The sequence below is a fragment of the Uliginosibacterium sp. 31-12 genome, from assembly GCF_030548425.1.
Taxonomy (GTDB): Bacteria; Pseudomonadota; Gammaproteobacteria; order Burkholderiales; family Rhodocyclaceae; genus Uliginosibacterium; species Uliginosibacterium aquaticum.
This window is the reverse complement of sequence record NZ_JAUOOA010000001.1, coordinates 806,135-820,168: the sequence shown is the minus strand read 5'-3', so window position 1 is coordinate 820,168 and position 14,034 is coordinate 806,135. Positions and strand designations below refer to the sequence as shown.

At 60.9% G+C, this 14,034-nt stretch carries 11 protein-coding genes; 9 read left to right on the top strand and 2 right to left on the bottom strand.

Annotated features, from left to right (window positions below):
* Positions 1 to 529: 529 nt before the first annotated feature.
* The 9 genes from trxC (at position 530) to ribA (ending at position 9,131) form a co-directional block, all read left to right on the top strand.
* A complete protein-coding gene (trxC, locus tag Q3Y64_RS03880) occupies positions 530 to 955 on the top strand; it encodes a thioredoxin TrxC (RefSeq protein WP_303560182.1) in 426 nt (141 codons plus the stop codon).
* Positions 956 to 962: 7 nt separating this feature from the next.
* The gene (locus Q3Y64_RS03875) at positions 963 to 1,391 is read left to right on the top strand and encodes a DUF2141 domain-containing protein (RefSeq protein WP_101944502.1); all 429 of its coding nucleotides are present in this window, start codon (positions 963 to 965) and stop codon (positions 1,389 to 1,391) included.
* Between the two features lie 38 nt (positions 1,392 to 1,429).
* Positions 1,430 to 3,097 carry an FAD-dependent oxidoreductase gene (locus Q3Y64_RS03870; protein ID WP_303560181.1) on the top strand — a complete coding sequence of 556 codons (1,668 nt, stop codon included), beginning with the start codon at positions 1,430 to 1,432 and terminating at the stop codon, positions 3,095 to 3,097.
* Positions 3,098 to 3,234: 137 nt separating this feature from the next.
* The gene (locus Q3Y64_RS03865; protein WP_303560180.1) at positions 3,235 to 3,939 is read left to right on the top strand and encodes a hypothetical protein; all 705 of its coding nucleotides are present in this window, start codon (positions 3,235 to 3,237) and stop codon (positions 3,937 to 3,939) included.
* A gap of 100 nt (positions 3,940 to 4,039) precedes the next feature.
* On the top strand, positions 4,040 to 4,729 hold the full coding sequence (locus Q3Y64_RS03860) for an ABC transporter ATP-binding protein (RefSeq protein WP_303560179.1): 690 nt from the start codon (positions 4,040 to 4,042) through the stop codon (positions 4,727 to 4,729).
* Positions 4,726 to 5,970 carry an FtsX-like permease family protein gene (locus Q3Y64_RS03855; protein WP_303560178.1) on the top strand — a complete coding sequence of 415 codons (1,245 nt, stop codon included), beginning with the start codon at positions 4,726 to 4,728 and terminating at the stop codon, positions 5,968 to 5,970. Before Q3Y64_RS03860 ends, Q3Y64_RS03855 begins: the two co-directional genes overlap by 4 nt.
* Before the next feature lie 97 nt (positions 5,971 to 6,067).
* A complete protein-coding gene (locus tag Q3Y64_RS03850) occupies positions 6,068 to 6,811 on the top strand; it encodes an outer membrane lipoprotein-sorting protein (protein WP_303560177.1) in 744 nt (247 codons plus the stop codon).
* Complete coding sequence (locus Q3Y64_RS03845; RefSeq protein WP_303560176.1) at positions 6,808 to 8,091, top strand: hypothetical protein; 1,284 nt, start codon at positions 6,808 to 6,810, stop codon at positions 8,089 to 8,091. Before Q3Y64_RS03850 ends, Q3Y64_RS03845 begins: the two co-directional genes overlap by 4 nt.
* A 395-nt stretch (positions 8,092 to 8,486) precedes the next feature.
* Positions 8,487 to 9,131: a GTP cyclohydrolase II gene (gene ribA / locus Q3Y64_RS03840; RefSeq protein WP_303560175.1), complete on the top strand. Its 645-nt coding sequence runs from the start codon at positions 8,487 to 8,489 to the stop codon at positions 9,129 to 9,131.
* Positions 9,132 to 9,306: 175 nt separating this feature from the next.
* Here ribA and Q3Y64_RS03835 read toward each other — a convergent pair whose 3' ends face one another.
* Positions 9,307 to 10,815, bottom strand: a complete 1,509-nt coding sequence (locus Q3Y64_RS03835; RefSeq protein WP_101944511.1) for an efflux transporter outer membrane subunit — start codon at positions 10,813 to 10,815, stop codon at positions 9,307 to 9,309.
* A gap of 18 nt (positions 10,816 to 10,833) precedes the next feature.
* Positions 10,834 to 14,034: an efflux RND transporter permease subunit gene (locus Q3Y64_RS03830; protein ID WP_303560174.1), complete on the bottom strand. Its 3,201-nt coding sequence runs from the start codon at positions 14,032 to 14,034 to the stop codon at positions 10,834 to 10,836.

The window sequence follows — 14,034 nt, the reverse complement described above, 5'->3', positions numbered from 1 at the left end:
GCAATGATCGCTTTTGTTCGCGGCAGCCCTGCGCACCCATTGACTCACGCCGAATGCGGTGAGCGATGCCCCCACATCAGGGCCCGCTTTATCCTTCGTGAAGGCCGCCTGAAACACCTTGCGGAAGCGAGAGGATGTGCGTGACCACCGTGGCCTGGCCCTATGCCAGGCATCGTGTACTCGCAGCCTCAAGCTTGACTGTTCATTGACTAGATCTTGCTGATTCAGGGGTGCGACTTTGTCGGCGCAGACCTCCAGCTGTGCTGTCTGCTTGATGGCGTGAAACAGGAGCTCTTCATCTTGCTCGGTGAAATCCTGATTTTCCTGGGCATGCCAGCGCTTGAACCGTATACACGATCGGCGACTTTCACTTGTGTAGCCAGACTCCATGCCATCGCGAACTCTTTACACTGACCGAACTTGCATATGTCATGGTGCCGGTAAGTGCTACTAGCTTTTGAGTTTTAAAATTGCTATATAACCAAATAGTAGAATAATATCGTCTTGGTTTGTCTACCGGAGAAACGTGATGGAGATCGTGTGTATCCACTGCAAGGCCATCAACCGCGTGCCAGCCGGGCGTCTTCAGGATGGCCCGATCTGCGGAGCCTGCAAGCAGCCGATTCTTCCGGCTGAGCCAGTCGTGCTCACAGCAGACAGTTTTGATGCCGTGATTGCGCGTAATGGCCTGCCGGTGTTGGTGGATTTCTGGGCGCCCTGGTGTGGTCCCTGCCGGAGCATGGCGCCGATGTATGCTGAGGCGGCGCGCTTGCTGCATGGCCGTGCTTTGCTAGCCAAGCTGGATACCGAAGCCCAACCGGCGATCGCCGCACGTTTCGGTATCCGCAGTATTCCCACCTTAGCCCTCTTCAAGGCCGGCAACGAAGTGGCACGCGAAGCAGGTGCCCGTCCGGCGCAGGATATCGTGCGCTGGGCTTCCCCTTTTCTAGGATGAGTGCACGATGAATCGCCTCTTCTCTGTTTTCTTTCTGTTCTGTGCGCTCACGGTGCAGGCGCAAACCCCAACCAGTGGCTCGCTGGAGGTCGAAGTGGCCGGTGTGCGCAATGCCAGTGGCAGCTTGCGGGCAAGCCTTTATCGTCCGCAAGACGCATTCCGCAAGGAGGCGCAGGCCTTTCGTGTGCTGGTCGTGCCGGCACAGAGCGGTAAAGCCTTGCTGCGATTTGAGGATGTTCCGCCCGGGTCTTACGCGTTGATGGCCTATCACGATGAAAATGCCAGTGGCAAATTGGATTTGCGCCTGGGGATGTTCCCGCTTGAAGGCTATGGCCTCTCCAACAATCCTGCTGTCTTCGGCCCACCCGCCTTTGCCGATAGCGCCTTTGATCTGCCTGCCACAGGCAGCCGGATAAGTGTCCAGTTGAAGTACTGAACGGCAAAACTTCCACTCACTCGCCGAAAGGATCTGCCATGAGCACTTCAAACCGATTGCTGATTATTGGCGGCGTAGCCGCTGGGGCCTCCTGTGCTGCGCGTGCGCGCCGTCTTGATGAGCATGCCGAAATCATCATGATCGAGCGCGGGCCGGACGTGTCCTTTGCCAACTGTGGCTTGCCTTATTACGTAGGCGGAGAGATCTGCGATCGCACGGCTCTTGCTGTACAGACTCCAGCCAGTCTCAAGAGCTTGCTGAAGCTTGATGTGCGTACCGGTTGCGAGGCCGTGAAGATTGACCGAGCCGGCAAGCGCGTGGAGGTGAAGTATCTCGCCGATGGTCGCAGCGAATGGATTAGCTACGACAAGCTGATGCTGGCCCCCGGCGCTTCACCACTGCGCCCGGCGCTGCCTGGCATAGACGATCATCGCGTGTTCACGCTGCGCAATCTGCAGGACATGGACCGCATCGTCTCTGCCACGGATGAAGGCATGCGTGCAGTGGTGATCGGCGCTGGTTTCATCGGTATCGAGATGGCTGAGCAACTGCGCCACAAAGGCCTCTCGGTTGAGTTGGTGGAATTGCAGACGCAGATTTTCCCGCAGCTTGATGCACCGATGACGGCACTACTCGAATCCGAACTGCGTCGTCACAACATAGGGATTACGTTGGGCGATGGCGTGGCACGTTTTGAGCCTAAAGAAAGTCATCTGCGCTGCCACCTGAACTCGGGCAAGGTGCTGGACGCCGATCTGGTGATTCTCTCCATCGGTGTCAAACCCGATACTGAACTCGCACACGATGCTGGGCTGGAGCTTGGCCCGCGCGGCCACATCGTAGTGAATGATTTCATGCAGACTTCCGACCCGTCGATCTACGCCGCCGGTGATGCGGTGCAGACCCGCGATCGCGTGATCGACAGCCCGGTCAACGTGCCCATGGGCGGGCCGGCCAATCGTCAGGGCAGGGTGGCTGCGGATCACATCTTCATGGCGGACAAAGCGCGCCCCTATCCCGGGTCGCTGGGTACGGCCATCGTGCGTGGTTTCGAGGTGGCTGCCGGCATTACTGGCTGGAGCGAAAAACGTCTGCAAGCAGCAGGCAAACCCTATGCAACGGTCACTGTGAATGACCAGCATCATGCTGGCTACTATCCCGGCGCCAAACCGCTCAGCTTCAAGATCTTGTGGGAGCCTGACAGTGGTCGTGTGCTAGGTGCCCAGGCCACCGGCTTTGAAGGCATAGACAAGCGGCTGGACGTGATGGCCACCGCGATTCTCGGCGGCATGACGATTGACGATCTGTGTCATCTGGAACTGGCCTATGCACCGCCTTTCGGCTCGGCCAAGGATGTGATCAACCTCGCCGGGTTCACCGCCTGCAATCGTCGTGACGGACTGGTGCGCCACATTACAGAATTGCCCACCGATCCACAGGTGCAGATCGTTGATGTGCGCCCCCAGCCCCTGGCTGAAGCCTTCCCGGCGCCCGCAAACGTGATCAACATTCCGTTTCCAACCCTGCGAGCCAATCTTGCCAAGCTGGATCGCACGCGTCCGGTCCTTACCGTCTGTGCTTTCGGAAAAATGAGCTACTTCGCGGCTCGCCTGCTGATACAGGAAGGTTTTGATGTGAAGAGCTTCAGCGGTGGCCTCAAGGCTAATGTTGATCCACGCTCACCCGCCAAAATGCCTACACCATGAAATCGGCGTGATGTGCATGCAGATGTTGCCAAAGTTCCCGTTGGCAACATCTGCTTACAAAGCAGGACAAACTGCTAACAGTTTTCTACCGGGGGGAAGCCACACTTCAGTTATCTACTGCTGACCGGAGAAACATCATGTTCAAGCCCGCCCTGATCTTCAGCTTTCTGCTTGCGACTGGGATAGCCAACGCTTCTGACCCCTTTACCGACGCCATGCAGAAGGCCTATGCGCCTTACCGCGCAGCGCTCTTCAAGACCAACCAGGCCTCACAGCCTGACGCACAACAAGCGATTGCTCAGGCACGCACAACCTGGGCCAGCATCCTCAAGCAATTCATGGTCAAGGCGCCGCCTCCTTACGACCGCGACACCCAGTTTGCCGATTCGCTCGCCGAGGTCAGCAAGGTATATGACAAAGCAGCTGCCGAAATCGACCAGGGGCAGTTAATTGAAGCGCACGAAACGCTGGAAGAAGCCCGTGATGTAATGGCCCAGCTGCGCGCTCGCAACAACGTGATCGTGTTCAGCGACCACATGAATGCCTATCACGCACAGATGGAGCATGTGCTGATCGAAGGCCCGAAGATCCTCGACGGTGCTAACGGTTTTCTGGAGCTCACCGCCCAGGCAGGTGCGCTGGAAATGCTCGCCAACAAACTCGTCAGCGAAGCCTCGGCAGATTTTCGCGGCAATGAAGAGTTCAAGGCTTCGTATGCAGCCCTTCAGAAGTCGGTGACAGACCTCAAGGCTGCCCTGTTCTCGCAGGACAAGGCTAAGGTCAAAGAAGCACTGGGAAAAATCAAAGCCCCTTATTCCAAGATGTTCATCAAGTTCGGCTAAGCAGGTTTTCGTAGGTGCGACTTCAGTCGCACGCCAAGCTTGGAGGCGGACTGAAGTCCGCCCTAGATCCGGCATCAGGAATCAACACGGGAGACAAACCATGTCATTGATCCAGGCGATACACATCAAGAAAACCTACCGGGTGGGCGACATCGAATACCCGGCACTGAAAGACGTGAATTTCGAGATCGGCGAAGGCGCCTTTGCCGCGTTCGTCGGCCCTTCCGGCAGCGGCAAGTCGACCCTGCTGAACCTGATCGGCTGCCTTGATCACCCTAGCAGCGGAACGATGAAGGTGTATGGCAAAGACATTTCAACCTTGTCACGCAAAGCCGCTGCCGCATTTCGCGGCCAACATCTTGGCTTCGTATTCCAGGACTTCAATCTGGTGCCGGTGCTCAACTGCTATGAAAACGTCGAATACCCGCTGCTGATGGTGCGTGGCTGGTCTGAAGCCAAGCGCCGTGAGCGCGTGATGCAGATGCTTGAAGCGGTCGGCATGACCGAGCAGGCAAACAAGCGCCCCGATCAGATTTCCGGCGGGCAGAAGCAGCGCATCGCTGTGGCCCGCGCGCTGGTGGGCGAGCCGAAGCTGGTGCTGGCCGATGAGCCCACCGCCAACCTTGACCACGACACCGCTTACCGCATCCTCAATCTGATGAAGAAGATGCGCGACGACTTCGGCACCAGCTTCGTGTTCTCGACGCACGATCCGAAAATCATGAGCGAGGCCGAGCTGACCTTCATCCTTGAAGACGGAAAACTTCACCAGCAAGGAGGTGCAGCATGATCGCCACCCTCAAGCTTTCAGCGCGCAATCTGATGCGTTATCAGCGCCGCACCCTGCTCACCGCCGGCCTCATCACTCTGGGCGTAGTCGCCCTGCTGGTTTTCGTGGCCACGGCAGGCGCCTTCAAGCAGACCATGGTCGGTGAAATCACCGATTCGATGCTCGGTCACCTGCAGGTTCATCGCAAGGGCTATCAGGCGGCGACCGACAATTCGCCGCTGAACATGAATCTGCAGCCCAAGGCGATCGACAAGATCGAGGAGTTTCTCAAGGCCGACCCGGATGTGGTGGCGTATTCCAAACGCGTGAAGATGGGGGCAATGTTCTCCAACTACGCCGAAACCAGCGCGATCCGCCTCAACGGTATCGAGCCCGAGGCGGAAGACGCCACGGTGCCGGCGTTGCGCCGGCGCATCAGCGATGGCGACAAGACTGGCCCGCTGGTCAAGGAAGGCGAGCTTCTGCTGCCCACGCTGCTGGCCAGGGGGCTCAAGGTGAAGGTCGGTGACTCGGTGGTGCTGGTCGTGACCAACGCCTCCGGCTCGGTGAACGCACGGCCCTTCACGGTGCGCGGTATTCTCGACCAGGTCACCGGCCCCGGCGGGCGCGATGGCTACATCCACATCAAGGATGCCCGCGAGCTGCTGCGCATGGACAAGCCCGAAGTCATGGAGATTGCCGTGCGCATCAAGAGCCTGGACGGGCTGGAGAAAGTGCAACAACGCCTTGCCAGCCAGCTCGACACGATCCGCAACAAGGAAGACAAACCGGCCACCGAACTGCATACCTGGAAGGAACTGTCTCCCTTCGCCACGATCGTGAAGATGATCGACCTGATGACGCTCTTCATCCGCGTGATGCTGATTGCCATCGTGCTGGTGAGCGTGATGAACGTGATGCTGATGGCCGTGTATGAGCGCATCCGCGAAATCGGCACGCTGGCGGCCATCGGCACCCGGCCCGGCAGGATCATGGGCCTGTTCCTCGGTGAAGGCCTGCTGCTCGGGCTGGCTGGTGCGGTGGTGGGGGTGGCCATCAGTTACGCGCTGGTCGCCGTGTTCCATGCCTGGCCCATCGAATTCACCTACGGCCGCAGCCAGCTCTCGTTGGTGCCGGATCTGGCGACGGGCGAAGTGCTGCTGGTGCTGTGTCTGGCGGTGCTGGTGTCCGGCTTGGCCAGTCTGCAGCCGGCTTGGCGTGCAGCGAATATGGACCCGATTCAGGCGCTGAAACACGTGTAACTGGGTAGGTGCGGCTTGAGCCACACACCCGATGTAGATAGCCGACTGAAGTCGGCCTTACAGAACCCGATGTCCCTGAATTAAATGGAGACTCACCATGAAGAAACTCATCGCACTTTCACTGGCTGCTGTGGCCATCTTCGCCACCTCGCTCAGCCAGTCCGCCATTGATGGCATCGCCATCTTGCAGAAGGTCGACCGCAATCTGGAACCGGAGAGCTACGAGATGTATCGCAAGCTCATCAACATCGAACCGGACGGGACGAAGAAGGAATTCGTGCTGTTCTCAGTGAAGAAGGGTAAGGACAAGGTTGCCGCACTCTTCCTCGCACCAGCCAGCGACAAGGGCCGCAGCACCTTGCGCGATGGCGACAACATGTGGCTCTACGTGCCCAGCGTCGGCAAGCCCATGCGCATCACCAGCCAGCAATCAATCACCGGCGGCGTGTTCAGCAATGCCGACATCCTGCGTGTGGATTACACCGAGGAATACAGCGTCGCCAGCACTGAAGATCAAGGTGAAACCTACCTGCTCAAGCTGAAAGCCAAGACGGCCGAAGTCGCCTACGACCAGCTCAAGATGGTGGTCGACAAGAAGACCGTGCTGCCGCTCGAAATCGAGGCGTTTGCGTCCAGCGGCATGCTGATCAAGACCTTGAGATTCAAGGACATCAAGGACTTCGGCGGCGGCATCAAGCGCCCCGCCACGGTCGAGACGGACAGCCCGCTGTACAAGGGTTACAAGTCGGTGATGCTCTACTCCGGTCTGAAGAAGCGCGTGGTCAGCGATGAAGTGTTCACGCAGGGTTTCATGTCACGCCTGGAGGAGTTGCGTAAATGAAAGCATGTGCTGTGGCCATGCTCTGGATACTCTCTAGCATGGCTGCGCAGGCAGAGGAGTTTGTATTCGATGCCAGCGAATTCGAGAAAAAACCTTACGAGTTCGGCGGCTACCTCGAGCAGAAGTTCGAAACCCTCAGTCTGCGCGGCGACAGCTCGGCTTACCGTATTGCGTACCCGGGTGAAGCACCGCGCGACTGGCTCAATCGCACCACGACCACCCTGGAGCTTTCCGGTAAGACCAGCTGGCGCGGCTTTACAGCCGATGCACGAGCCCAGGCTAGTTATGCGGCGGACACCCTGCTCGAACGCGTGAGCTATGGGGCCTTGATGGACGGTGGCTTACGCTGGAGCGCGGGGCCTGCATTGACAGTGGACCTTGGCAAGCGCGTGCAGCGCTGGGGCAAGGGCTATGCCTGGAACCCAGTGGGGTTTGTGGAACGCCCCAAGGATCCGGTCGATCCTACTGCCAGCCGGGAGGGCTTTGTGATGGCTGGCGTAGAGTGGAACCGCAGCCTTGCCGGGCCGGTGAGCGCCCTTGGTCTGACAGGGCTCGTCGTACCCACAAACGACAATCTGAATAATGATTTTGGCAAGCAGCAGAACCCTAATCCGGCTGCGAAACTTTATTTGCTCGCCTGGGATACCGATGTAGATCTGATGTGGCGGGGAGAGGGCGCGCGTCCGCAGAGCTTCGGTGCCGACTTCTCGCGCAACCTGAGTCCTGCGCTTGAAGTGCATGGCGAGTGGGCGCGCACCCTGGATGCGACGCGTACTACGGTCAGCGAAAGTGGCGTCTCCAGCAGCACGCCACTCGATTACAACGCATTTCTGATTGGCCTTCGCTACCTGACTCTTGGCGAGATCACCCTGATAGGTGAGTACTACTACAATGGTGGTGGCTATACGGCAGATGAGCTGGACGATTACTACGCCTTCATGGACCGCGCTACGGTTCAGGGGGCCTCAGCCAGCTTGAGCAGCAAGGCGCGCACGGTGGCTCAGTCCGGCTATGCCAAAGCCAATCCCGGGCAGGACTATCTCTATCTGAAGGCTAGCAAGGCTGAGCCCTTTGGCTGGCTTTATGGCAGCGTGGCGCTGACCACCATGGCCAATATCGGTGACGGCAGCTGGCAGATCCAGCCCGAAGTCAGCTATACCGGCTTCTCGAATCTCGAACTGCGCAGTCGGGCGATTTTGCTCGGTGGGCCGGAAGACGCTGAGTTCACTACCAAGACTTCGAACTGGCGGCTGGAAGCCTATGCGCGCTGGTTCTTCTGAATGCCTGCGCGCTGTGCAGAGACGCCGCGCTCTTTATTTCACGGTAAGTGTTGAGCAGATCGCCATGGCCGATCCGCCCCTTTGTTTGGGTACAGCGAGCTGGCGCGTTCCGGTGTGGCAGGCCCAATGTAAGGGGGCTGCATGGTCCCAAACCAGGGCGGATCACTCAATTCATCACCTGGCGATGGATTTTGGCGCAATGCATAGACGAGATAGTGCTTTGGGCTTGGGCACAAGGCCGGGCAAAATAGCGGATTCCTCCGGAAGCGCGGCGTACATCGCCAGTGGGTCGCGATCACTATCCCTTGAGCCTCGGGGTGGGATGCTCCGGAGTTTTCGAACCACCTCAGAGCGCGGCTGTCGAACAGCCTTCGAGCAGTCAGGTTTGTCAGTTCATGTCCATCTTTGATCAGATTTCTCAGTCCGTCCTGCCGACAGCGCATGGCGAGTTCCGTGTCCATGCCTTCCGTGAGCATGGTGGTGTGGAGCATCTTGCACTCGTGCGCGGTGTTGTCGAGGGGAAGACGGGGGTGCTCGTCCGCGTGCATTCCGAATGCCTGACCGGAGACGTTTTCGGTTCGCGGCGCTGTGATTGCGGTGAGCAACTGGAGCTTGCCCTGCAACGCATTGCGGCTGCGGGCACCGGGGTCTGTATTTATGTGCGGGGCCACGAAGGGCGCGGCATCGGCCTGCAGCAGAAGATTGCGGCCTACGCCAAGCAGGATGAGGGCCTGGATACCGTCGAGGCGAATCTGGCGCTTGGGCAACCGGCCGATCGTCGCAGCTACGCGGCGCCGGCAGAAATACTGCGCCATCTGGGTGTTGTCAGCATCAGGCTGATGAGCAACAACCCGACCAAGCGACAGGCGCTGGAGCGCGAGGGCGTGAAGGTACTGGAGTCGCTATCACACGAAGTGCCCTCCAATCCGGACAACCGCCGTTACATGCAGACCAAACGGCAGCGGATGGGACATGTGCTGCGTTTGCCCGATAGCCCAGAAGCCCAGCCCTCGGAGCCGGAGCAGGCCGACGCGCAGTGACGCAGGGTTGCCCGCACCGGAGGATGCCCTTCAGCGCGCGGCAATTGGGGCTTGGGCGAATTTCACTTATGTGACGACTGTTCTGCCCGGCAAGCCTCCGCATCATGAATGCGGGGCCCGTGTGAGGGCGGGCTTGGCCCCGCCTGCTCACACAGGTGTTTTCACTGCTTACGGGTCAATTGACGGCGGCCTGTGCCTGCCACCCACCGCCAATGGCGCGGATCAGGCTGACCGTAGCCCGCGCCTGTTCAGCCTCGAGCTGAACGGCTACGCGCTGTTGCAGCAGCACGCTGCGATCGGCATCGATCACATTCAGGTGGCTGACCGAGCCTTCACGATATTGGACCTGAGATAGCCGGGCGGCCCGCCGGGCCGAGCTGACGGCTTCGTCCTGAGCCTGTGTCTGGCTTTCGAGCAGACGCAGATGGGCCAGGTTGTCCTCTACTTCCTTGAACGCGCGCAGCACCGTCTGCTGGTAGTTGGCAGCCTCTTCGAGGTAGGCGGCACGTGCCTGATCCACCCCCGCCTGACGAGCGCCACCATCGAAGACCGGCAGCGAAAGCAGCGTGCCGACCATCGGACCCAGCAGGAAGGTGCGGCTGCTCCATTTGAAAAGATCGCCCAGCTCGGCTGACTCGTAACCCAGTGCCCCGGTCAGCGAGAGGCGCGGGAAGAAGGCGGCCCGCGCCGTGCCGATGCGAGCATTGGCGGCGGCCATCGCGCGTTCGGCGGCGGCGATGTCCGGACGTCTTTCGAGCAAGGTGGACGGTAGCCCGGCCGGCACTTTCAGCTCAACCCGGTCGAGCGGCTGAGGGGGCAGGGCGAAGGCGGCCGGCGCCTCGCCGAGCAGGATGGCCAGGCTGTGTTCGGCCACGGCACGCTGGCGGGCGATGCCGATGGCTTCCGAGCGGGCCGAGGCGAGTTCGGTTCGGGCGGTGGCTAGCTCCAGCTCGCTGATGTCTCCTTCATCGAAACGGCGCTGGAAGAGGCGGGTGCTTTGCTCGCGCAGCGTGACGGTGTCTGCATACAGCGCGGCCAGGGCGTCGAGTTCGCGCAAGGAGAAGTAGGCATTTGCGACATCGGCCTGGATGGCCAGTTGCAGTGAGTGGAACAGGGCTTCGCGCTGTGCACTGGTGGCCGCTGCGGCATCGACGCTGCTGCTCACCCGGCCGAACAGGTCGGCTTCGTAGGCAACGGTGCCTTGCGCCCGCCACAACGTCGAGATATCGGTGTCGGCGTCTGCAGCTAGCCCTTGCGAGGCTGGCGAGGGACGCTGGCGGGTGGCTCCGGCGCCGATACCGATCTGCGGGAAGAGCGCCGAACGGGCGTTCTGTTGCAGGGCACGGGCCTGGCTCAGACGGGCAGCGCCGGCCTTGAGATCCTGGTTGGCCGCTGCAGCACGGCTTTCCAGTTCGTTGAGCGTCGAATCGGCAAAGGCTTTCCACCATTCACCGCGCGGGGCGTTTTCGGCGGGTTCGGCGGTCTTCCATTGCGCCGCAGTGGGTGCCTCCTTGAAGGCGGCCGGCGTCTCGACCTGCGGTGGCTGATAGGCCGGGGCCAGCGAGCAGCCGGCCAGCGTCAGCAGTGCCGCCAGCAGCGGGAACAGCCGGGTGGCCGTACCCCGGCTGCGGGGCCTGACCGCCGCCGGGGCGGCATGGAGGGCGGGCGAAGTGAGATGTTTCATGTTCATTTCTCCTGGGGGTCAAACCGCACGCTGAGGGGCGGTGTGAGCCGGGGTGATCGGAGCCTCATGCGGCGCTGCGGTGTGCAGCTTGTGGCGCTTATCGAGGGTGCGCAGCAGCACATAGAAAACCGGGGTCAGGAACAACCCGAAGAAGGTCACGCCGAGCATGCCGAAGAAGACGGCAATCCCCATGGCATGGCGCATTTCGGAGCCGGCACCACTTGAGATCACGAGCGGGATGACGCCCATGATGAAGGCGATGGACGTCATCAGGATCGGGCGCAGGCGCAGGCGGCTTGCGTCGATGGCCGCATCGATCGGGGTCGCGCCCTGCAGTTCCAGTTCGCGGGCGAATTCGACGATCAGGATGGCGTTCTTGCACGCCAGGCCCACCAGCACCATCAGCCCGATCTGGGTGAAGATGTTGTTGTCACCACCGGTCAGCCAGACGCCCGTGAGCGCGGCCAGGATGCTCATCGGCACGATCATGATCACTGCCAGCGGCAGGGTCAGGCTTTCGTACTGTGCCGCGAGTACCAGGAAGACCAGCAACAGACTGATCGGGAAGACCCAGATGCCGGCGTTGCCTGCGAGAATCTTCTGGTAGGTCAGATCGGTCCACTCGAAACGCACGCCCCGCGGCAGAGTTTCTGCGGCGATGCGCTCGACGGCTGCCTCGGCCTGGGCCGACGAATAGCCGGGTGCCGGGCCGCCGTTGATATCGGCGGCGGTATAGCCGTTGTAGCGCACGACCATTTCCGGGCCGAAGGTGGAGTGCACCTTGACCAGCGAGGAGAGCGGCACCATTTCGCCCTGATTGTTGCGCGTCTTCAGTTGCAGGATATCCTCCGGATGGGCGCGGAACGGTGCATCGGCCTGGGCGCGTACCTGGTAAGTGCGGCCGAAGCGGTTGAAGTCGTTCACGTACAGCGAGCCGAGGTAGATCTGCATGGTGTCGAACACGTCGGTCACCGAAACCCCTTGTTGCTTGGCCTTGACGCGATCGAGATCTACATCGAGCTGGGGCACGTTGATCTGGTAGCTGGAGAACATCGGCCCCAGTTCCGGCGCTTTGGATGCTGCAGCCATGAAGGCATTGGCGGCCGCATTCAGCTCGGCGTAGCCGATGGCGCCGCGGTCCTCGATCTGCATCTTGAAGCCGCCCACCGTGCCCAGGCCCATCACCGGTGGTGGTGGGAAGACGGCGATGAAGGATTCCTGGATCGCGGCGTATTTCTGGTTCAGCGCGCCGGCGATGGCGCCTGCCGAGAGTTCCGGCCCATGGCGTTCATCAAAGGGTTTCAGGGTCACGAACACGATGCCAGCGCTGGAGCTGTTGGTGAAGCCGTTGATCGACAGGCCGGGGAAGGCAATGGTGCTTTCAACGCCCGGTTGTGCCAGCGCGATTTCACCCATCTTGCGGATCACCGCTTCGGTGCGGTCGAGCGAGGCGCCGTTCGGCAATTGCGTGAAGCCGATCAGGTACTGCTTGTCCTGGGCCGGCACGAAGCCGCCGGGCACCAGATAGGAGATGCCCACTGTCAGCCCCAGTAGCACGGCATACACGCCCATCGCCGAGGCCTTGCGACCGATGACGCCGGTGACGCCGCGGCCGTAGCTCTCGGAAGCGCGACCGAAGAAGCGGTTGAAGGCTGCAAAGAAGCCGCCGAACCAGCGGTTCATCTGCCGCGTCAGCCAGTCCGGTGTTTCGCCGTGGCCCTTGAGCAGCATGGCGGCCAGGGCCGGGGACAGGGTCAGCGAGTTGAAGGCCGAGATCACCGTCGAGATGGCGATGGTCATCGCGAACTGCTTGTAGAACTGGCCGGTGAGGCCGGTCATGAAGGCGAGCGGCACGAACACGGCAACCAGAGTCAGCGCGATGGCGATGATCGGCCCGCTGACTTCGCGCATTGCCCGGTAGGTGGCGTCGCGAGGCGTCAGCCCGGCCTCGATGTTGCGCTCGACGTTTTCAACCACCACGATCGCGTCATCGACCACGATACCGATGGCCAGCACCATGCCGAACAGCGACAGGGCATTGATCGAGTAACCGAAACCGAGCATCAGCGAGAAGGTGCCGACGATGGAGACCGGCACGGCGAGTAGCGGGATGATCGAGGCGCGCCAGGTCTGCAGGAAAACGATCACGACCAGCACGACCAGCAGAATGGCTTCGAGCAGGGTGTGCACCACGGCCTTGATGCTGGAGCGCACGAACTGGGTCGGGTCGTATTCGATGCGGTATTCCACCGAGGCCGGGAAGTCTTTTGCCAGATCGGCCATCGCTGCGCGCACCTGGGAGGAAACCTCGAGGGCGTTGGCGCCGGGCGATTGCATGATGCCCATGCCGATGGCGGGTTTGTTGTTGAGCAGTGAGCGCAGGCCGTATTCCGCTGCATCGAGCTCGACGCGGGCGACGTCAGCCAGGCGGGTAACGCTGCCATCGGTAGAGGTCTTGAGCACGATGTCGCGGAACTCTTCCTCGCTTTGCAGGCGGCCCTGGGCATTGACCGAAAACTGCATCGGCGTGTCCGGCGCGCTCGGCGATGCACCGATCACGCCGGCTGCAACTTGTACGTTCTGCTCGCGGATGGCGCCCACCACTTCACTGGCAGTCAGGCCGCGCTGGGCAACTTTCTGCGGATCAAGCCAGACGCGCATGGCATAGTTGCCGGCGCCCCATACCGAGACTTCGCCGACCCCGGAGATGCGGGCCAGCCGGTCCTTGACGTTGAGCACGGCGTAATTGCGCAGATAGGTGGCGTCGTACTTGTCGTCCGGCGAGATCAGGTGCACCACCAGGGTCAGCGTCGGCGAGCTTTTCACCGTCGTCACCCCCAGGCGCTGTACATCCTCGGGCAGGCGTGGCAAGGCTTGCGAGACGCGGTTCTGGACCAGTTGCTGGGCTTTGTCAGGATCGACGCCGAGCTTGAAATTGACCGTCACCGTCAGATTGCCGTCGCTGTTGGCCTGCGACTGCATGTAGAGCATGTTTTCGACGCCGTTGATCGACTCCTCCAGTGGCGAGGCCACCGTTTCAGCAATCACCTTGGGGTTGGCGCCGGGATATTGGGCACGCACGACGACCGAAGGCGGCACGACTTCGGGATACTCCGAGATCGGCAGCTGGAACACTGCCAGCACGCCCGCGAGCAGAAGCAGGATGGAGAGCACGCCGGCGAAGATCGGCCGGTCGATAAAGAATTTTGAGATGTTCAT